The 20,439-nt window shown below is 56.8% G+C and carries 19 protein-coding genes; 16 read left to right on the top strand and 3 right to left on the bottom strand.

Features of this window, described 5'->3' with window-relative positions:
* The first annotated feature begins 16 nt into the window (after positions 1-16).
* From HK23_RS11150 to HK23_RS11140, 3 genes are read left to right on the top strand one after another with little or no spacing between them, the layout of a single operon-like run.
* Positions 17-478, top strand: a complete 462-nt coding sequence (locus HK23_RS11150) for a (2Fe-2S)-binding protein (protein WP_086654011.1) — start codon at positions 17-19, stop codon at positions 476-478.
* On the top strand, positions 468-2,645 hold the full coding sequence (locus tag HK23_RS11145) for a xanthine dehydrogenase family protein molybdopterin-binding subunit (RefSeq protein ID WP_086654010.1): 2,178 nt from the start codon (positions 468-470) through the stop codon (positions 2,643-2,645). Before HK23_RS11150 ends, HK23_RS11145 begins: the two co-directional genes overlap by 11 nt.
* Positions 2,642-3,892 carry a cytochrome c gene (locus HK23_RS11140; protein ID WP_256940166.1) on the top strand — a complete coding sequence of 417 codons (1,251 nt, stop codon included), beginning with the start codon at positions 2,642-2,644 and terminating at the stop codon, positions 3,890-3,892. Before HK23_RS11145 ends, HK23_RS11140 begins: the two co-directional genes overlap by 4 nt.
* Here the strand turns inward: HK23_RS11140 and HK23_RS11135 are convergent.
* Positions 3,882-4,424: a cupin domain-containing protein gene (locus HK23_RS11135; protein WP_063907567.1), complete on the bottom strand. Its 543-nt coding sequence runs from the start codon at positions 4,422-4,424 to the stop codon at positions 3,882-3,884. The two genes, HK23_RS11140 and HK23_RS11135, sit on opposite strands and share 11 nt — an antisense overlap.
* Before the next feature lie 489 nt (positions 4,425-4,913).
* On the opposite strand from HK23_RS11135, the gene HK23_RS11130 reads away from it, so the two are divergent.
* From HK23_RS11130 to HK23_RS14790, 8 genes are all read left to right on the top strand, one after another.
* A complete protein-coding gene (locus HK23_RS11130; RefSeq protein WP_373270329.1) occupies positions 4,914-7,310 on the top strand; it encodes a TonB-dependent receptor in 2,397 nt (798 codons plus the stop codon).
* 126 nt (positions 7,311-7,436) lie between these two features.
* Entirely contained in the window at positions 7,437-8,762 is a 1,326-nt protein-coding gene (locus HK23_RS11125; protein ID WP_086654008.1) for an amino acid permease, read from the top strand.
* A 68-nt stretch (positions 8,763-8,830) separates the two neighbouring features.
* Positions 8,831-10,036 carry an amine dehydrogenase large subunit gene (locus HK23_RS11120; RefSeq protein WP_086654063.1) on the top strand — a complete coding sequence of 402 codons (1,206 nt, stop codon included), beginning with the start codon at positions 8,831-8,833 and terminating at the stop codon, positions 10,034-10,036.
* Positions 10,037-10,038: 2 nt separating this feature from the next.
* Positions 10,039-10,557, top strand: a complete 519-nt coding sequence (locus tag HK23_RS11115; protein WP_086654062.1) for a MauE/DoxX family redox-associated membrane protein — start codon at positions 10,039-10,041, stop codon at positions 10,555-10,557.
* Positions 10,557-11,150 (top strand): redoxin family protein, encoded by a 594-nt coding sequence (locus HK23_RS11110; RefSeq protein ID WP_086654007.1) that lies wholly within the window; start codon positions 10,557-10,559, stop codon positions 11,148-11,150. Before HK23_RS11115 ends, HK23_RS11110 begins: the two co-directional genes overlap by 1 nt.
* Complete coding sequence (gene mauA, locus HK23_RS11105) at positions 11,137-11,739, top strand: methylamine dehydrogenase (amicyanin) small subunit (RefSeq protein WP_082881663.1); 603 nt, start codon at positions 11,137-11,139, stop codon at positions 11,737-11,739. The genes HK23_RS11110 and mauA overlap by 14 nt, the downstream gene beginning before the upstream one ends.
* The gene (locus HK23_RS11100) at positions 11,736-12,209 is read left to right on the top strand and encodes a c-type cytochrome (RefSeq protein WP_086654006.1); all 474 of its coding nucleotides are present in this window, start codon (positions 11,736-11,738) and stop codon (positions 12,207-12,209) included. The genes mauA and HK23_RS11100 overlap by 4 nt, the downstream gene beginning before the upstream one ends.
* A complete protein-coding gene (locus HK23_RS14790; RefSeq protein ID WP_256940164.1) occupies positions 12,187-12,690 on the top strand; it encodes a c-type cytochrome in 504 nt (167 codons plus the stop codon). Before HK23_RS11100 ends, HK23_RS14790 begins: the two co-directional genes overlap by 23 nt.
* Here the strand turns inward: HK23_RS14790 and HK23_RS11090 are convergent.
* Positions 12,687-13,346: a thioredoxin domain-containing protein gene (locus tag HK23_RS11090; RefSeq protein WP_256940163.1), complete on the bottom strand. Its 660-nt coding sequence runs from the start codon at positions 13,344-13,346 to the stop codon at positions 12,687-12,689. The two genes, HK23_RS14790 and HK23_RS11090, sit on opposite strands and share 4 nt — an antisense overlap.
* Positions 13,347-13,375: 29 nt before the next feature.
* Here HK23_RS11090 and HK23_RS11085 point away from each other — a divergent pair, with 29 nt between their 5' ends.
* The 3 genes from HK23_RS11085 to HK23_RS11075 all read left to right on the top strand — a co-directional run bounded on the left by HK23_RS11085 (position 13,376) and on the right by HK23_RS11075 (position 16,625).
* Positions 13,376-14,809 (top strand): aldehyde dehydrogenase family protein, encoded by a 1,434-nt coding sequence (locus tag HK23_RS11085; RefSeq protein ID WP_086654005.1) that lies wholly within the window; start codon positions 13,376-13,378, stop codon positions 14,807-14,809.
* Positions 14,806-16,077, top strand: coding sequence for an NAD(P)/FAD-dependent oxidoreductase (locus HK23_RS11080; RefSeq protein ID WP_086654004.1), 1,272 nt, complete (start codon positions 14,806-14,808; stop codon positions 16,075-16,077). Before HK23_RS11085 ends, HK23_RS11080 begins: the two co-directional genes overlap by 4 nt.
* Before the next feature lie 140 nt (positions 16,078-16,217).
* Complete coding sequence (locus HK23_RS11075) at positions 16,218-16,625, top strand: lytic transglycosylase domain-containing protein (protein ID WP_179193885.1); 408 nt, start codon at positions 16,218-16,220, stop codon at positions 16,623-16,625.
* A gap of 40 nt (positions 16,626-16,665) precedes the next feature.
* Here the strand turns inward: HK23_RS11075 and HK23_RS11070 are convergent, their stop codons facing one another.
* On the bottom strand, positions 16,666-17,589 hold the full coding sequence (locus HK23_RS11070) for a LysR family transcriptional regulator (protein ID WP_086654003.1): 924 nt from the start codon (positions 17,587-17,589) through the stop codon (positions 16,666-16,668).
* Between the two features lie 119 nt (positions 17,590-17,708).
* Here HK23_RS11070 and HK23_RS11065 point away from each other — a divergent pair, with 119 nt between their 5' ends.
* Complete coding sequence (locus HK23_RS11065) at positions 17,709-19,346, top strand: MFS transporter (RefSeq protein ID WP_063907555.1); 1,638 nt, start codon at positions 17,709-17,711, stop codon at positions 19,344-19,346.
* Between the two features lie 15 nt (positions 19,347-19,361).
* Complete coding sequence (locus tag HK23_RS11060; RefSeq protein ID WP_086654002.1) at positions 19,362-20,438, top strand: HlyD family secretion protein; 1,077 nt, start codon at positions 19,362-19,364, stop codon at positions 20,436-20,438.
* Position 20,439 lies beyond the last annotated feature (1 nt).

Below are 20,439 nucleotides of genomic sequence, written 5' to 3'. Positions count from 1 at the left end.
GTAAGGCCGGGCTCGCATGAGGTTTGATCTCAAAATCAATGGTGTGGTACGCGAGGTCGATGTGCCGCCAGATATGCCGGTGCTTTGGGTGCTGCGCGATATTCTTCGTCTGACAGGCACAAAATACGGGTGCGGGGTGGCGCAGTGCGGGGCATGTACTGTGCATCTGGATGGGCAGCCTGTCAGAGCTTGTCTGCTGACGGTCGCTGCTGCTGCCGAGCATGATATCCTGACCATTGAGGCGATTGAACACACAGAAACTGGGGCGAAGGTGCAGCAGGCCTGGCTGGATGAGGAAGTCATCCAGTGTGGCTATTGTCAGTCCGGGCAGATTATGGCCGCTACTGCCCTCTTGCAGCAGATTCCTCAGCCAACCGACGCAGATATTGATGAGGCCATGGCCGGTAATATCTGCCGTTGCGGGACATATGTGCGCATTCGCAAAGCTATTCATAAAGCTGCCTCCCATGAAGCTTAAAAACGTGTCGACATCCCGTCGGGCTTTGTTGGGAGCTGCCTTAAGCGGGGGCGGTGGTTTTCTGTTGTCCGCATTTCTGCCGGGCCTACCCCTTTTAAAAGCCTCTCAGGCGCAGGATACAGCGACGGGCGTTGTGTTCAGGCCGAATGCGTTCATTCGGATTACGCAGCAGGGCGCTGTGACACTCATTATGCGTTATGCAGAAATGGGGCAGGGAATTTACACTGGCATCTCCATGCTGCTGGCGGAAGAACTGGGCGTGACACTGGATCAGGTGTCTGTTGAGGCCGCCCCGGCTGACCCTGCCTATGTTGATAGCGTGGCCGGTGAAGAGGAAACCGGTGGGTCTTCTTCAACGAGGGACAGCTGGATCCCGTTGCGGGAAGCAGGTGCTGCGGCCCGTATGATGCTGGTCGCGGCAGCTGCGCAAATCTGGAAAGTGCCGGAAAGTGCGTGTCAGGCGCGGGACGGGCGGGTTTTTCATCCCGCTGATGAGCGGAGCTTGGCTTATGGCGAGCTTGCTGAGGCTGCAATGCATCAGCCTGTGCCGGCAAAAGTTGCTCTTAAACCGGCCTCTGATTTCACCCTGATTGGCACCAGCCCGCGCAGGCTGGATACAAAAGCCAAAACAAACGGAAGCGCGCAGTTCGGGATAGATGCCCAAATACCGGGTATGAAAATCGGCCGCATCATGGCCTGTCCGGTCAAGGGCGGTCATTTGACCGGCTATAATCGGGATGCAGCACTGGCAGTTCCGGGCGTGGTCGATGTGCTGACGCTCCCCGATGCCATTGCCATCATAGGTGAGCATATGTGGGCGGCGATCAAGGGGATGGAAGCGGCCTTTCCGCAGTGGGAATACGGTCCAAACGCGACAACGTCGATAGGCGATATTGTTGCACGGATGAAAAAGGCATCAGAACAGTCTGGTGTTGTGGCTGTCAAAAACGGCAATGCGTTAGAGGCTTTAAAGCAGGCGCATACGCGTATTGATGCCGTTTATGAACTCCCCTTTCTGGCGCATGCGCCGTTGGAGCCGATCAATACAACCGTGCATATCAGGCCAGACGGGGCGGATGTCTGGGTTGGTACGCAGGTGCCGGGCCGCGCGCGGCAGGAGGTTGCTGATGCAACGGGTTTACGTCCAGAGACTATTGCTGTGCATAATCACCTGATAGGCGGTGGGTTCGGCCGCAGGCTGGATTCCAATTCTATTGGTCAAGCATCGCATTTTGCAAAACAGGTGTCTTATCCTGTGAAGCTGATCTGGACGCGGGAAGAGGACATCACGCAGGATCAGTTCCGCCCGTATTATTATGATCGGATTTCTGCTGGGCTGACACAGGATGGAGCCCTAAGCGGGTGGCATCATCGCACGACCGGTTCATCTGTCACGGCGCGCTGGTATCCGGAGGGGATGCAGAACGGTCTTGACCCTGATGCGGTGGAAGGGGCGGCCCAAACACCGTATGCGATGCCGGATCAACTGGTTGAATTTGTCCGGGATGAACCCGATGCGGTGACGACGCTCTGGTGGCGGGGGGTCGGTCCAACCCATAATGTGTTTGTTGTTGAGAGCATGATTGATGAACTTGCGCATCAATCCGGGCAGGATCCGCTGGCGCTTCGTAAAAAGCTGGCGGCTCATCAGCCTCGGGCGCTGAAAGTTCTGGATGAAGTCGAGAAGCAGTCCGGTTGGGGTAAAGAGCTTCCGCCCGGGCATGGTATGGGGATCGCGCTCCATTATTCTTTTCAGACATGGGCTGCAACCGTCATGGAAGTCGCTGTAGAGAAAAATGGGCAGATCCGTCTTGTTCAGGCACACAGCGCTGTGGATTGCGGGCCGGTCGTCTTTCCCGATGGTATTGTCGCGCAAATTCAGGGTGGCCTCATTTTTGGACTAACCATGGCGCTCTATAATGAAATCACTTTGAAAGATGGTCGGGTTGAACAAACCAACTTTCATAATTATCGCATGATGCGGCTGAACGAAGCGCCAGATATTCAGGTGCATCTGGTCTCGGACCCTGATGCGGAAATTGGTGGTATTGGGGAAGTGGGCACCGTTGCAGCGGCTCCGGCGCTGGCAAATGCCCTGTTTGCGGCAACAGGAAAACGCCTGCGTCGCATTCCGTTTGCCAAACAGCTTGGCGGAGAAAAGGCATGATGTCGTTCCGCTATTTGAAAAATGTTATGCAAGGGACGGCAGTCTTCACGCTCTGCTTCCATGGTAGCATGGCTTTTGCTGAGAGCGCTCCTGAGTCTGGGCCCGATACGCGCCCGGAGATAATCAAACGTGGCGAGTATCTTTTCCGGGCAGCAGATTGTGCCGCCTGCCACGCTGCGCCGGATGGAAAAGGGCTTACGGGCGGACGTCCTTTTGCGCTGCCGTTTGGTACAATTTTTGCCGTTAATATTACGCCAGACAAGCAAACTGGCATTGGTGCTTACACGGATGCCGAGTGGCTTAAAATGTTGCGGGAAGGTGTGGGGCGCGGAGGAAAGCATCTTTATCCCGTTATGCCGTATACGGCGTATACGTTGCTGAATGATGCGGATGCGTTGGCGATCAAGGCGTATCTGTTTAGTCTGAAGCCAGAAAATGCACCGGCTCCGCAAAACTCCCTGTATTTTCCATTTAACCAGCGATGGAGCATGATGTTCTGGAACTGGCTGAATAATCCGAATGAGCGTTTCCAGCCCAATCCGGCTCAATCGGAACAATGGAACCGCGGGGCTTATCTGACGGAAGCGTTAGGGCATTGCAGCCAGTGCCATACCCCCCGAACCATAACGTATGGCCTGAGCAGTAAGGCCTATGCCGGAGCCGTACAGGTGGGCTGGCGCGCCTATAATCTGACATCAGACAAACAGCACGGTTTGGGCGGCTGGACAGACGAACAGCTGACTTCATACCTTTCGACCGGTAAAGCAAGCGGCAAAGGGGCGGCATCAGGCCCGATGGCAGAAGCTGTGGAGCATGGTCTGCGCTATATGACGCAAACTGATATTGCGGCCATGGTTACGTATTTGCGTAGTCTTCCTCCCATTGCCCAAGGGCCGGTAGCGCAGACTATGGCTACCGACCCAGACCATGCCTTAAGTGAAACGGCACGAAGGGGGCAGGGGCTTTTTGCGCAGGCCTGTGCCGGGTGCCATTTGCCGGATGGACGAGGCCGACAGTCTGAGTGGGCAGCGCTTGCTGGAGCGCATAGTGTGTCAGACCCGGCCGCAGATAACCTGGTGCAGGTTTTGAGCGACGGCACGGCGCTTGAAACCGGGCGGGGACGTGCTTTTATGCCCGGTTTTTCAAAGGCCTATACAGAGGAAGAGCTGGCGGCCATTGCCTCTTATGTGCTGGCCCATTTTGGCAATACGCAGACAGAGATCAAACCGTCTGCCTTTAAAAACTAGGGGGCGTTGCGGCGCTGACAATATGGCAGGGGTCCTTGCCAATATTGCGGAAGCGGTGCGGGAGATTGCTGTCAAAATAGTAGGCGTCTCCGGGGCCGAGAATGGCGCGCTGGTCTGCGACGGTGACTTCTATTTCCCCACTGATGACAACGCCTCCTTCCTCCCCCGTATGGTGCAGCATGGTTTTACCGGTATCTGTGCGGGGGGCGTAGACTTCATCCAGCATTTGTAAGGCGCGACCATTCAGGTTGGTGCCAATCTGGCGGTAAGAAATCCCTTTGCCGCCAATTTCCCGCAGTTCAGACGCACGGTAGAAAAGCTTACGCTCTTCCAGATGCTCGAATGCAAAAAATTCAGATAAATTCATAGGCAGAGCATGGACAATCTGGCGAAGCAGTCCGACGGAAGGATTGATGGCGTTGGATTCAATCAGTGAAATTGTGCCATTGGCAACGCCGCAGCGTCTTGCCAGTTCGCGCTGGGACAGTCCGCGTTGTGTGCGTAAAGCGTAAAGTGTGCCGCCAACATCCATAACGTCTGATTCTTTCGCTGCTCTATATTTTTTAATCGTAATGAAAAATTATAGGCTCTGGCAAGAGGGATGGGTGAGGCAAAAAAAGGGACCTGCGAGGGCGGCGTTGTGTTTGAAGTGTTTTTTATAATGAACGCATGCTGTGGAGAACGGTTGCAGTCCGCGGGGTTTTGAAAAACATACAAAACTGTTGCGATATGGCACTGTTCTCCATATCATCACATAAATGAAACGTTTCTTGTGGGACCTGTAAGGTGCTTCTGGCGCCTGATCTGTTTTGTATCTGTGCAAGAAAGTTCACATCCTGCGGCGAACTGCGCAGAGGCCTTGCCGGGTCACCTGAACGTAGCAAAGCGTTTTAATCCTTGCCCTGTCCGGCATTTTAAAGTGGAAGAAACAGACGTGAGCAGAAAAAAGAAACTTGCAGATGTGGTCACGTCTCGCCGCAAACTGCCTCTTCGATGTGCATTGTCATTCTCAGCTTTAACAATGCCGGTGCTGCTTGCACCAGATTCCGCAAAAGCGGCGACGGGTGAGGTTTCTGCGCCGGTATCTACGCAGGCACATCATACGCCCCGGGGTAAGCGGCCTGTGCGTGGCGTGTCTAAGGCCTCTCATGTGCCTGCGGGCCGTGCTGCCGGAGCAGCGGCACCTGTTGCACGGCATCGGGATCATGGGCCGGTGCAGGGTGGGAGTGAAGCGCTTGAGGTCAGCTCTCATCGTAGCGTTTCACGCGGTGCGGACAATGTGGTGTCCAAGGCTGTCATGGAGCAGTTCACGCCCGGTACGTCCGTGCTGAAAGCAGCGGACCGCCTGCCCGGGGTCAGTTTCAGCTCGACCGACCCTCTGGGGATCGACCTGTGGGGTGCCAGTATTTATGTGCGCGGGTTTTTTATGGATCAGCTTGGCGTGACGCTGGATGGTATTCCGCTGAATGACCAGACCTATGAGAGCAATAACGGGCTGAACATCATTCAGGCAGCAATTTCTGATGATATTGACCGTAGTATCATCTCGGAAGGGCCGGGTGGCGTTAATGTGCCCTCCACGTCCACATTGGGTGGGACAATGCAGTTTGAAACCGCAGACCCTAAAGACCAGCTAGGGGGCAAAGTTTCTCAGGGGTTTGGCAGCTATAGCTCTTTCCGGACGTACGCGCGGCTGGATAGTGGCAAGCTGAACAGCACAGGTACCAAGTTTATGACAGCCTATTCCCGCTCGGATGAAGGGATGTGGGCTGGAGGTGGCTCCCAGTTTCAACAACAGGTCGATGCCAAGCTGGTGCAGCCTATCGGGCATGAAAGCGTCATGAAGGCGTTCTTCAACTGGAGCGACCTGGCGGAGTGGAACTATTGGGATACGTCTCTGGCAATGCTGAAAGGACTTGGGTGGCGCACGCCGCATCTTTATCCTAATTACGCAAAAGCTTATAATTATGTTGCCGGAAATATCTCTCTTCCGACCACGGATGCCATTGAGGCCAATGGGGATGAGCCCTATCTGTATGACGGTGGCCAGCAGGAGACCAACTACACGGGCGGCCTGAATTTTGATCTGGCTCTGACGGAACGGCTGCGCTGGCGCACTAATCTTTATGGCACCAGCCAGACCGGGTATTATACGTATTCTGATACGTCGACGCCCTCTGCTGATACAGAAGCGCCATTTTCACAGGAAGTCTGGCAGAACCGGCAGGAGCGGTATGGTTTTACAAGCAGCTTCCTTTACAAAATTGCCAACCATAGTCTTGATACCGGCGTCTGGTATGAAAACAATAATCAGGAAGCCGGGCTGTTCTGGTATAATGAGCCAACGTTAGGAGAGGGTGCCCCTCTGAAAACGGTTGGCCCATACAATACCTATGGCAAAGCGTTCCAGCAGGGGTATGGGTTTAACTGGAGAACCAATAACTTTGCGTTCCATTTGCAGGATACCTGGCGTCCTGTTGAGAACCTGCGTGTGACCGCAGGCTTTAAATCCGTTCTGGCGACGACGGCTGGTGGTGCGACCTATAACAATTCAGATTATACCGGCGTTGATGCGCTGCCCAATGGGAGTATGACGGCGTCCAGCGCATTTCTGCCCCATGTTGGCGCGAGCTACCGCTTCCTGAAAAATCATGAATTCTATTTTGATCTTGCGGAGAATATGCGGACTTATCAGGTTCTGCCAAACGGGGTTGGGAATTCTCCTTGGTCTGTGCAGGATCAGGATGCTTTCAAAAAGCTCCAGCATGGTGTTTCGCCTGAAAAAGACTGGGTCTACGCAGTCGGGTATCGCTATACCGATAAATTGATACAGGCCAGTCTGGCCGGATATCATGCGGATGCCAGAAATCGCCTTCAGGCTGCAACGGAAGGCACTATTCTGGCTCCTGTTTCCACCGTTGTGCCAACCACGGTGCATACAAATGGGGTGGATGCCGCCGTTACGCTTACGCCCATCAAAGGGCTGGCAATCTATAATAGTGTCAGCTATAATCACTCGACATATGGCGGAAATATTACTACATCAGATGGTATTTATTACACCAAAGGTAAGAAGATCGTAAACTTTCCGCAGTTTATGTATAAGGCTAATCTGTCTTATCGCTGGAAAGGGCTCGAGACACATTTTGATGTGCACTATTATTCAAAGCGCTATTACAGCTATGTGAATGATACGTCTGTGCCGGGCTACTGGCTGGCCAGCACAGGGGCACGTTATAACTTTGGGAAAGTTGGTTTTGCCAAAAACCTCTCGGTGGATTTCAATGTCTACAACCTGTTCAACTCCAAATACATCTCCATGATGGGGCAGAACGGTAACCCTATGTCAGGAGATTATCAGTCTCTGGAACGTGGGGCGGTGCGCGAATTCTTCGGCACTGTCAGCGCGGAATTCTGACGCTGTGATGAAGGCCTTTCCCCAACCCAACAATGCTGAGGTCCGCATGGCATCACGCAGGATGAGTGGGGAAGGTGAGTGGGAGCTTTCAGGACATGGGCAGTATCGGGCTGAAGGGGAGCGTCCATGACTGCCCCGACGCCTAGCTCCCAACTGGCTCATAGCCTCAGGCCGCGCCATATCACCATGATTTCTCTTGGTGGCGTGATTGGCGCGGGGCTTTTTATTGGCTCTTCGGGTGCTATCCTGACGGCTGGGCCGAGTGTCCTGATTTCTTATGCTCTCTCCGGGCTGATCGTCTTTCTGGTCAATATCATGCTGCGGGACATTGCCTTGCACGCGCCGGGGCATGGGTCTTTTGTCAGCCAGATCCGGCATGCGCTGGGGCCGTTGCCCGGGTTTGTGGCCGGTTGGGTCTATTGGGCGGTATGGGTCACAACGCTTGGGGTGGAAGTTATCGCCTCAGCGTCTCTCATCGCGCCTTATGTGCCTGTGCCGTATGCAGTTATTGAAATTGTCATTCTTGCCGTCATGACCGCGATTAATCTGATGTCTGTCAGAAATTACGGTGAATGTGAGTATTGGTTTGCTCTCATAAAGGTTGCGGCACTCTGTGTGTTTGTTGTGATTGGTGTTGTGTTGCTGGGTGGACATTCTGTCCCTGTGACGGAGAACCTATTTGGGCATGGTGGCTTTATGCCGCTGGGGGCTTTTGCCTTTCTGGCGGCAGTGCCCACGGCTTTGTTTTCCATGACGGGGAGTGAGGTCGCGACCATTGCTGCTTTGGAATCAGACCACCCGGACCGCAATATTGCCCGTATTACGCGTACGGTCGCACTCCGGTTGCTGGTGTTTTACCTGAGTTCAATCACCTTGATTTTGTGCCTGATGCCATGGTCAGAGACTGTGCGTGGGGTCTCTCCTTTTCTCCTCACGCTTGAACGCTTTCATGTGCCGTATGCCAGTACGGTGATGACGCTGGTCATTTTGTCGGCAACCTTGTCCACGCTCAATTCCGGTTTATACGCCACATCCCGCGTGGTGTATGAAATGGCGTGCAGGGGAGACGTGCCGCGTGCCCTGCAGGTCATGGCTCCCCGGGCGCATTTGCCGCGTCGGGCTGTGCTGGCCAGTTCTGCCGTGGCGCTGCTGGTCTCTGCGACTGCCGTGCTCTCCCCGGGTGTTGTGTTTGCCTTTCTGGTAGCCACAACGGGCGCATTCATCATGGTCTATAATCTCCTCATTGTCTGTGCGCGGTTGCGGTTATATCGGTCGGGCGCGTGGAAGGGGTGGCTGGCTATTGTCATGCTCGTGGGCGTTTTGCTCTCCATGCTTGGCGCGCCGGAAACACGGCATGAACTGGCTGTGGGGGCGGTGGCCCTGTGCCTGATTACGCTGGGTGGTTGGATAAAACTTCGTTGCGGGAGCGTTGCGTCCGATGCCAGAGAATGACACTCTTCTTCTCCCTGCGCAGTGTTGCTGCGTATTCATCTGCTTTATCAGCCAAGGGGTTTGATTTTATGCGCTATTCCACAGCTCTCCGGTCTGGCACGGCGGCTCTCGTGCTGGGTCTTGTGGCACTGGGAGCGTCTTCCGTGGCGTCCCTTAAAGCGTGGGCAGATGAGCCGGTTGTGCAGGAAGAAGAAAGCGACATTATTAAGCTTTCTCCGGTCACGCCGCATCGTATTCTGGTGCAGGATACTGCGGGCACGCACGCTAAGGATGGCCGTATTTACGTGGTGGATGCAGACAAGGGCAAGCTGCTGGGCATGGTGCAGGCGGCCTATAACGGCAACGTGGTGCAGGACCCCAGGGGCCGGGCGTTTTATGTCGCGGAGACGGTCTGGTCACGCGGTAATCGCGGCGATCGTCTTGACCTTTTGCCCGCGTATGACCCGCAAACGCTGACCATTACCAATGACGAAGTGCTGCCGGGCCGGGCGTTGGTCACCCCCAAGAAAAACGATCTTGCTATCAGTCAGGATGGCGGGCGGGTCTATGTGTTTTCCATGGTGCCGACTAATGCCGTGCATGTTGTGGATACAGCTACGCATAAGGTCAGCCAGACGGTTGATTTGCCGGGGTGTGCACTGGCCTATCCGTGGGGGAATGACGGGTTTACGTCCATCTGTGCGGACGGTGGTCTTGCCAATGTCAGCCTGAAGAATGGCAAAGCGGAGGTTGTACATACCAAGCCGTTTTTTGATCCGGAGAAGGATGCTGTTTTTGAACACAGCCCCACCCGGCGGCCTGATGGCAAAACGTGGTTTATTTCCTACAGCGGGCTTGTCTATCCCACGGCACTTTCAGCCGATAGCAAGGTGGAGGCCCCCTGGTCTATCCAGGAAGCAGCCGGCATGAAAAAAGCGCCTGCGGCTGAAGCGCCTTTTGCCAAAACATGGCGTCCGGGTGGTTGGCAGTTATCCGCACTGCATTATGCCAGCGGACACCTGTTTGTGCTGATGCATGAAGGGACGTTCTGGACCCATAAAAAGGCAGGCACGGAAATCTGGGAGCTGGATACTTCAACGCATAAACTTGTGCGCCGTATTCCTCTGCCTGTGCCCGCCACGATGGTGGGGGTCACGCAGGATGACAAGCCGCTCCTGTTTACCAACGACAATGCGGGTGATCTGTTTATCTGGGACATGAAAAGCGGGAAGCAACTGCACAAGATGCCGCATCTTGGTGATGACCTCTACTTCACCATCGCGCTGGGTGAATGAGCGTGCATAGTCTTTTACTTCACATGCTGGGGGCGTTAGGGAGCGGGGCGTTTGGTGCGCTGTTCCTGTTCACGGGGATTGGGAAGGCTACAGACAGCGCCCGGTTTGCCTCAGATATTGCAGCCTATCGTCTGTTGCCGCTGGATGCGGCGTTCCCCGCTGCCTACGCCATTATCGTGACGGAAACCCTTTTGGGGATATGGTTGTTTTCCGGTGCAGCCACACTGGCGGCTGGACTGGTCTCGGCCGTACTGCTGCTGGTGTTTGCAGGGGCGATGGGGATCAATGTGGCACGGGGCCGCACTCATCTGTCCTGCGGATGCATTCCGGGTGTGGATGCGCGTCTGTCATGGGCTTCTGTGTTCCGTAATGTGGCGCTGGCGGTGCTGGTTTTTCTGGTAGGGCTGTGTGGTCAGCCGGAGTTTGGTCTGCTGTGTGTTGAAGGGTTGCTTATGGGCGTTTCCCTTTTGCTGCTCTGCGTGGCAACGGCGTCTCTTACAGGGTCGGAGGCGCTGAGCTGATGCTGATTATTCTCACAGTTTCTACATTATTGCTGACAGTTTTTACACTTGGGCTGGCGCTGGGTGTGTTTGTGCTGGCCCGCCAGATTGGTGTGCTGCATGAGAGACTGGCCCCTATTGGCGTGCAGCCGGTTCTGTCTGGCTTGCAGGCCGGACAGGCGCTGCCGCAGGTTACAGCCCGCACGCTGGCCGATGCGCCAGTTGCCATTGGGGGGACCAGTGCAACTGGCCGCGCCGTGATGCTGATGTTTGTCTCTGCGGATTGCCCCGTTTGTAAGCGGGCGCTGCCTGTGGCGCGTGGGGTAGCGCAGGAGCATGGCGTTGATCTGGTTCTGATAGGAGAGGGCGATGTCACCGCTCTTTCCGCCATGGCGCAGCGGACGCCGCTTGAGGGTGTGCCGTTGCTTGTGAGTATGGAACTGCTTTTGCTGGTGCAGATTGGCCGTTTGCCGACTTTGGTGGTGCTTGACCCCCGTGGTGTCATTACGGCGCGGGACGTTGCCAGCAGCCGCCGCGAAATTGAAGCTTTGGTTGCCACGTTGCCGCAGGCACGTCCGGCCCAAATGAAGGAGACCTCTCATGTTGCAGTCTGATGTGTCCGCACGGTCTGGAGCGCGCGCTGAAAAAGAGGGCACAGCACACAGCCTGCTGGACCGCACGATTGAGCGTTTCACCCGTCATGTGGCGGGTCACAGCTCCCGCCGTGGCTTGCTGGGGCGTGTGGGCGCGTGGGTGACGTTTGGGGCGTTGATCCCGACCTTGCCGGTTGAGCGGGCTTCCGCCGCGCAGACGGCTAAACCCAAATTCAAGGCCCCCACGCCCTTTGCTGCTGATGCGCAGACGACGGACGCTACGGCCTGTAATTACTGGCGTTATTGCGCGATTGACGGGTTCCTGTGTGCGTCCTGCGGCGGTGGTGTTCATAGCTGCCCACCGGGGACCAGCCCGTCCCCGACCTCATGGATTGGCACCTGCTTTAACCCCGGAGATGGGCAGTCCTACCTTGTTGCGTATCGGGACTGTTGCGGACAAGATGCGTGTAGCCAGCCCATGTGCGTTGGCACGGAGGGTGACCAGCCAAGCTACCGGCCTCAGGCCAATAATGATATCATCTGGTGCTTTGGTACAGGCGCACTGATCTATAATTGTTCGACTTCTGTTATTGTTGGGAATGCATCATGATTAAACACGGTTTACGTCTTCTGGCTGGTGTTCTTGCCGCGGCTCCGGTTCTGGCGGGTTCTGCCCACGCCGCATCCGATGGGCTGACGGTCTACAACACCAACTGCTCCGTGTGCCATCAGGCTGGTGGGGCAGGGATGCCGGGCCAGTTTCCTGTTCTGAAAAACCGGATTGATAAAATTGCAGCCACGCCTGAAGGCAAGAAATACCTGATGGATGTTGTGCTGAATGGCTTGCATGGGCCCATTCAGGCCGGGGGCGCTGCCTATGCCGGGTTTATGCCGTCTCTGAAAGCGCTTTCTGATGACGATATTGCGGCCGTGCTGACCTACATTGCGTCTTTGGGGGATACCTCAACGGCCCCGACCATTACGGCTGATGATGTAAAGGCCGCTCGCGCGACCCCTAAAAAGGGACCGGAAATGCAGGCTGAACGGAATGCGCTGAATGCTGCACACCCTATTCCGTAATGTTGTAGGGGGACGCACGCTGCGGCCTGCCAGACGTATCCTTTGTCTGGTAGGGGCGGTGTCCGCGTTTCTGTTCTGTGCTGATATGTCTCCCGGAGCGCAGGCCGCGCTACTGGACCATGCCACCACAAACTATCTGACCCATTGTGGTGGGTGCCACGGGATTGAGGGTGTTTCAGCCCGCACGTTTGTGCCGATTTTGCGAGACCATGTCGGCACATTTGCCTGCTCTGCGGAGGGGCGGGCCTACATCGGGCGGGTGCCCGGTGTTTCCATGTCCCTGATCCGGGATGATCAGGAGCTGGCGGATGTCATGAATTTTGTGCTGTTTCGCATGGGCGGTGCCAGCACGCCAATGGGCACCAAGCCTTTTACGGCTGCGGAAATTCATACCTTACGTGCACAGGCCATTGCCTCAACTGATCTTCTGGCCTTACGGGCCGAGGTGCTGGCCCGCGCTGCGGCGCAGTGCCCCCGTTAAGAGGGCGAAAGAGCATGCGGGTTGGCTTCCAGAAAAGACTGAATGGAGCTGTGGCCCGTTTCCATGACGCTCAGCAGACTTTCCAGATGTTCCCGATTGTTGACCAGTCCGCGGGCTTCCACGGTGCCATCCGCAGCCAGAAGTACGGCAAAGGGAACACGGTCCACCCCCAGCAGGCGGCCGATTGTGGCGGAGTTGACCATGTCACGCGGGGTGATGCCGAGAGTGGATATCGCCTCTTCCTGCGCCTGCGGCGTATCATCCCCCACAAACAGCAGGTCGAGTTTTTCCCGGACGCAGAAATCACGCGTGATGGAAACCATTTTTTGCGAAATGGGGCAGGTGCCGGAGACAAACAGCAACAGCAATTTTCTGCCACTGGGCCGCTGACCACCGATAATAACATCCTGCCCGTTCAGCGTTGTCTCGGGATGGGCGTCCAGCCGGGAGGCTGTGGGGGCGACCGGAGCCAGAGCGCCAAGGGGCGCAATTTTGCGGTAAAGCGCTTTAACCTGTTTGAGCAGCAGCAGGGCGACAGCGGCAGTCAGCACCATGATGATCCACAGTGTGCCCTGCGCCAGTATCAGAGCCTTCATATCCATCAGTTCCCGGTTGTTTGTATGACTATTGCAACAAATGCCCTGATGGTCGATCAAAATATCATCCTTTAAGGAACGAGCACGCCATGTCTCATGCTTTGCAATTTTATTATGACGGCCAGTGGGTTAACCCGGTTGGTAGCCGCACGCTGGATGTTATCAACCCAGCAACGGAAGAAGTGTGCAGCACGATCGCCCTTGGGGAAGCCGAAGACGTAAACCGGGCTGTGGCGGCGGCACGCAAGGCTTTTCCGGCATGGTCCGTCACCACGCGGGAAGAGCGGCTGGCTGTGCTGGAGCGTATTCTTGTTATTTATAAAAAACGCTCTGAAGATATGGCGCAGGCAATTTCTCAGGAAATGGGCTCTCCCATTGCCCGGGCGCGGGACAGCCAGACATGGGCCGGTCTGGCGCATCTGGAAGAAATGATTTCAGCCCTGAAAACCTACGTGTTTGAGGAAATGCGGGATGATATTCTGATCACCCGGGAAGCCGTTGGGGTTGCGGGGCTGATTACGCCCTGGAACTGGCCGATGAACCAGATTATGTGCAAGGTCGCCCCCGCGCTGGCCGCAGGGTGCACGGTAGTGATGAAACCCAGCGAGGTCGCACCGCTCAGCGCATTGGTCTTTACAGAAATTCTGGATGAAGCAGGCCTGCCGCCAGGTGTTTATAATATGGTCAATGGTGACGGGCCCGGAGTGGGGGAGGCCATTGCCAGCCATCCTGATGTGGATATGGTTTCTATTACCGGCTCGACCCGTGCCGGTATTGCTGTTGCAAAACTGGCTGCGGAAACGGTCAAGCGTGTGCATCAGGAACTTGGCGGGAAATCACCAAACATCATTCTGCCTGATGCTGACTTTGAAGATGCCGTAACGCGTGGCGTTAAAGGCTGCTTTAGTAATTCAGGCCAGTCCTGTGACGCGCCAACGCGTATGCTGGTGCCGCGTGCGCAGATGGAACAGGCTATGCAGATTGCCAAAAAGACTGCTGAGTCCTTCAAAATGGGCTCTCCGGCGGATGAAAGCACGCAGCTTGGCCCGGTTGTGAGTGCTGTGCAGTATGACCGGATTCAGAAGCTGATTGCCAAAGGCATTGAAGAAGGAGCGACCCTTGTAACGGGCGGGCTTGGGAAACCGGAGGGGCTGGAAACAGGGTATTACGTCAAGCCCACCGTGTTTGGGAATGTTGCGCCGGATATGACTATCTCGCGTGAGGAAATCTTCGGGCCGGTTCTGTCCATTCTGGCTTACGATGATGAAGAGCAGGCCATTCAGATTGCCAATGATACCCCTTATGGTTTGGGGGCCTATGTTCAGTCTGGTGACCTGAAGCACGCCAGAGCCGTGGCGCGCCGCTTGCGGGCCGGGAACGTGAATATCAACGGGGCCGCATGGACTGTGGCAGCCCCGTTTGGCGGCTATGGTCAGTCTGGGAACGGGCGCGAATGTAGTTCCTTCGGATTGACAGACTTTCTGGAAATCAAAGCCATTATTGGATACGGCGAGGACGCATGAACACTGTAGCCAGCCTTTATGCAGCAGACGGCGGGGGTGGTCTGGTTTATCCGCCCCTTGATGGCAGCACGCGTGCCGATATCGCCATTATAGGGGCTGGTGTCACCGGGCTTTCGACCGCACTTCACCTTGCTGAAAAAGGTGTGCAGGTGGTTGTGCTGGAGGCCGAACAGCCCGGCTGGGGGGCGTCCGGTCGCAATGGCGGGCAGGTGAACCCTGGCCTCAAGCCTCTACCCTCGCAGGTTGAGCAGGATTTTGGCCCTGCTTACGGGCCAGCTCTGGTGGAAGCCGCCTGGAACGCGCCCAATCTGGTTTTTAATCTGATTGAGCGGCACGGCATTGCGTGTGCGGCCCTGCGAGGTGGCACACTCAGAGCCGCCACAGCGCCCGCGCAACTCGCACCTTTGCGGGCCCTGACAGACGAGTGCCTGACGCGCGGCTGGCCGGTGCAATGGCTGGAACCTGCGGACATGGAGGCACGGTCCGGTAACGCTTCGTATTGCGGTGGAATGCTGGATGCTCGCGGGGGGCAGATTGATCCTCTGGCTTATACACGGGGCCTTGCACGGGCTGCGGTCAAAGCCGGGGCGAACCTTTATGGAGGAACGCGGGTCACCTCTTTTAGTCGTCAGGGGGATGCATGGCAGGTGCAGACGGCACAGGGTTTTGTGCGTGCTGATAAGCTGCTGTTTGCAACGAATGGCTATACAGACAAAGCGTGGGATGCGCTGCGGCGGTCTGTGGTGCCGGTCCATAGCGGCATTGTAGCCAGTACGCCTTTGCCGGATGACTATGTGGCCCGGATTTTGGCGCAGCATGAAGTTTTGTATGAACTGGGTCAGATTACCACGTACTACCGGGTGGATGCGCAGCGACGTTTGCTGATGGGCGGACGGTCCTATTCTCATCATTTACAGGGGGCTTCGGCTTTTCCGTATCTGATGCAGCGGGCTTTGACGCTTTGGCCAGAGTTGCGTGATATCAGCTGGACCCATGGCTGGAACGGGCAACTGGGTATCACGCTGGACCATTATCCGCACTGGCATGAGCCAGAACCGGGCTTGCTGGCCTGTGTGGGCTATAACGGGCGGGGCGTGGCCATGGCGACGGTCATGGGGCAGAACATTGCGCACTCTGTGACGGGGGAGGGGACGCCGCTGTTTCCGCCAACTCCGGTTAAACCGATTATGGGGCATTTTGCCTGGAAAATGGGTGTAGCAGGCCGCATTGTGTGGGGGCGGCTGGCGGATCGGCTCGGGCGCGTTTGAGGTAAGGTGAGGGGGCAGCGTCTCTTCAACGCCTTGAAAAAGTCTGACTGGTTCCATACAGGCAAAGGGGTACGTTCCCATGCTGTCTGAAGATAGACGTCAGGGAGCGGCAGCCGCAGCCCGCTGGATTCAGGATGACAATGCCCGGTTCACTTCTTGCCTGCATGATTGCCAGTGCCAGCCACTATCATATTCCGCCGCGGGTTTTGCCCGTGATCCAGAAGGTCGAAGGCGGTGTGACGGGGATGGTGCACCCTAATGGGGATGGCAGTGCGGATCTGGGTCTGATGCAGATCAATACGCGCTGGGTGCAGCCGTTGGCGGATATGCATCATCTTTCTGTGCCTGTGACAGCAACGCGCCTGATTTCTGACCCTTGCTTTAATGTAGCGGCCTCGGCGCTCATTATGCGGACCTATATTGATGAGGCGCATGGCGATGTGATGCGGGCGATTGGCTACTATCATTCCCACACGCCAATGCTGAGTGCGGCTTACAGGCGGAAGGTGCTGAACATGGCCACAACCATGTTTGCCGCCAATAAGTGACGGGGCGTGTTTTGGTTCGTGCCAGCCATTAACCCTGGCTTTAAGGGGTGCACTTTTCAAACACTTTGCGCGAGACCCTGAAAAGCGTTTCCCGCAGCCAGCGATGGACCGGGTCTGTATCCCGCCTTGGGTGCCAGGCCTGAAAGGCTTCAACGCTTGGCAGAGAAAGCGGGAATTCAAAAGACGCCAGCCCCAGAGCCTTGAGAGAAATATGGTTGATGACGAGACCGGGGAGGGGAAGAATGAGGTCCGTCTCTTTCATGCTTTCCACCATGCAATGGTAGGTGGGAACCACCATGGCGATCCGGCGTGTCAGGCCGTACTGGTTTTGCAGCATCCAGTCTATGGGGCCGCGTGCCCGGCCACGGCGGGAGACGCTGATATAATCATACAGCACCATGCTCTGAGGCGTGATGGGGCCGGCCAGAATGGGGTGGTCCTTCCGCACAAGCCCCTGCATGTGGTCGCGCAGGACAGTCTGGCGGCGGATTTCGGGCTTCATCAGCTCAGTTGCGCCCAGATAGAGGTCAATGCCGCCATCCCGTAACGGGTCAGAAGCGGCGGCATCCAGTTCCGGGGCCCACACCACCTCGCAGCGCGGGCAATCCTGCTTGAGCGCTTCCAGAAGGGGCAGGGCGAGGGCCGCGACGACCAGATCATTCGCGCGGATGGTGAAGGTTGGGGCCATGTTGGCCAGATTGGCGAGGGCGCGCGTTTCCAGCAGGCTATCAGCGTTGCGGACCAGATCCTGCACCTGATTGAGAACGCCGGTCGCAAAGGCCGAAGGGATCATGCGCCGACCGGCCTGCACCAGAATGGGGTCCGCAAAAGCTGTGCGGAGCTTGGCCAGCTGGCGGCTCATGGCGGGTTCACTGACCTTCATGCGGCGGGCCGCACGGGATACGCTCTCTTCTTCAGTCAGTACCTGAAGGTAGCGCAGCAGATCGAGATCGTAGCCTTTCATCCCTCCAGAAATAGATTTTGTCTGGCGGATTGACCAGAAAATATTCTTCCGAAAATCGAAGTCGTCGCTTTCCACAAATGAGGGTTGTCGGTAGCGGCCTCTCAGGATCATGTGCGGCTATGAACAACGTCGCCCCTCCACAGGCGGTCGGTGAGCCAGTCGTTCACGCCTCGCCGCCGCGGCCCTCCTATATTCCGCCTTTTGGTCTGCGGACCGTCATCGGCTGCCTTGGCATGCTGCTGGCAGTGCATATTGCGGGCTTTAATGAACATGTGACCGAAATCGGCCTGTCCGACATTCGTGGCGCGATGCATATCGGCCACGATGAGGGGACGTGGGTCATCTCCATTTACGAGGCGTTCAATATTGCCGCCATGGCCTTCACGCCGTGGTTCTATATGACGTTCTCGATCTACCGCTTTTCCATTTTCATGACGGCGGTTATGGCGCTGCTGTCTATTCCGGCCCCCTTTATGCCGGACGTGACATCCCTTTGTATTTTGCGGGCTTTTCAAGGGCTGGCAGGGGGCTGCCTGCCGCCTGTGCTTATGACCGTGATGCTCAAATATTTGCCACCACAGATCCGGGTGTTCGGCATTGGTGGCTATGCCATGAGTGCGACGTTCGGCCCTAATCTTGGTCTGCCGCTGGAAGCGTTCTGGTTTGAGCATGTGGGCTGGCACTGGCTGTATTGGGAGATTATTCCGCTTGCCGTGATTGCAGTGGGCATGATGGCGTATGGCCTGCCACGTGACCCCATGCATTTTGAGCGGTTCGAGAAGTTCAACTGGTTCGGGCTGATTGTGGGCGTGCCTGCCATCTGCTCGCTGGTGACGGTGCTGTATCAGGGGGACCGGCTCGACTGGTTTCGCTCGCCCGTCATCACCAATCTGACGTTCTGGGGTATGGCGGCCTTTATCGTGTTCGTCATCAACGAGGCCTATCACCCCAGTCCCTATTTCCGCATCCAGTACTGGCGGTCCCGCAATATTCAGGCGTCGTTGCTCTCGCTGGTCGGTATTCTGGCGATCTGCTCCATTATGGGGGAAATCCCCGCTTTGTATCTGGAGGCTGTGCGTGGCTACCGGCCCATTCAGGCGGCTCCTGTCTCACTGGTGGTCGCACTCCCGCAGCTGATTATGCTGCCGCTGATTGCGGCAATTTGTAACCGTCGCAAGGTGGACTGCCGCTTTGTGCTGGCTGGCGGCATGCTGTGCCTTGCGGCTTCTGCCTGGATGGGCACGTGGCTGACAGTGGACTGGGTGCGGGACAATTTCTACCCGCTCCAGATCCTGCAGGTCTTCGGTCAGCCGATGACGGTCATCCCGACCCTGATGCTGGCGACCATGGCGATGGGGCCTGCAGACGGGCCGTTCATCTCCGGGATGGTGAACATGCTCAAAGGGCTGGCCAATGCGGTGGCCTACGCGCTGTTTGCCGCGCTCAGCCGCCGGCGTGAGCAGTATCATTCCACCATGTTGCTGGACCATCACGGCACGCATGCTCTGGCTTTACAGGGGATGGGGAACCCCATTACGCAGCAGCTTTCCGGCACATCGCCCGATAGCGGGCATGTGGCCCGGAACGCCCTGCAGGTCTTCCATACCTATGTGCATGAGCAGTCTCTCGTGCTCGCGCTCAACGATATCTACATGCTGCTGATTTTTGTCTGCCTTGGCTATGCGGCGATGAACCTGCTGCTGCCGCATCGCGTCTATCCGCCTCGTGCGCCGTCTCCCAATACTCCCGCTCGTTAATCCGGAACTCTGAACATGATTTACAAAAAACCTCTGCTTTATGCAGGCTGTGCCGCAGGTGTTCTTGCCCTTATTGCGTGGGGCGGAGCGCATTGGGTCAACGGGGATGGTGTGAACCAGTACACCAATGATGCGTATGTGACGGCGGATTTTCCCACGGTTGCGCCCAAGGTGTCCGGGCGTATTGATCGCGTCATTGCGCAGGATAACGAGCAGGTGCATGCGGGCGAGGAGCTTGCCCATATTGAGGATGATGATTACCGCGCGGCACTGGACGTGGCGAAGGGTAACCGGATGGCTGCGCAGGGCGATGTGACGAACCTGGAGGCTGAACTGGCCCGGCAGGATTCCGTCATTGCGGAAGCACGGGCGGCTGTTCTGGCGGATCAGGCCAATCTGATGTTTGCCCGGCAGAATGCGGTGCGGTACCGCAACCTGTCTTCGGGCGGGGCGGGAACCATTGAGCAGAAGCAGTCCTCCGAAGCGCATGAGAAAGAAGCCGAAGCCGCCATTGCGCGTGATCAGGCCGGAGTAGATGCCGCCATCCGGCAGGTAGCTGTGCTGAAAGGCCAGCTTGAGCGGGCACGCGGTGTGCTGGTGCGCGCGCAGGGGGATGAAAAGCAGGCCGAACTGAACCTGTCCTACTGCACCATTCCGGCCCCCATGGATGGCGTGGTGGGTGAACGTGGCGTGCGCGTGGGGAATTATGTGCATCCGGGCACGGGTATTCTGGCTGTTGTGCCGACCCATGCGGCCTATGTGCTGGCCAACTTTCAGGAAACCCAGCTGACCAGGGTTCAGGCCGGGCAGCGGGCGACCATCTGGGTGGATACGTTCCCCGGGCATCCGCTCAAGGCGCATGTGGATTCACTGGCTCCGGCAACTGGCGTGGCGTTTGCCCCCATCCAGCCGGACAATGCCACCGGTAACTTTACCAAGGTGGTGCAGCGTATTCCGGTCAAGCTGACGTTTGACGCGGACCAGCCGCTGGCGGCCAGAGTGCGCGTTGGGATGTCGGTCGAAGCCAATATCGATACGTCTTCAAAGCCGGAAGGGCCACATGCCAATGACACCCGCTATGTCTGGCAGTAAC

It is taken from the genome of Acetobacter malorum (assembly GCF_002153605.1).
GTDB lineage: Bacteria > Pseudomonadota > Alphaproteobacteria > Acetobacterales > Acetobacteraceae > Acetobacter > Acetobacter malorum_A.
Note: the sequence above shows the minus strand (reverse complement) of the source record. Positions and strands in the feature narration are given on the sequence as shown.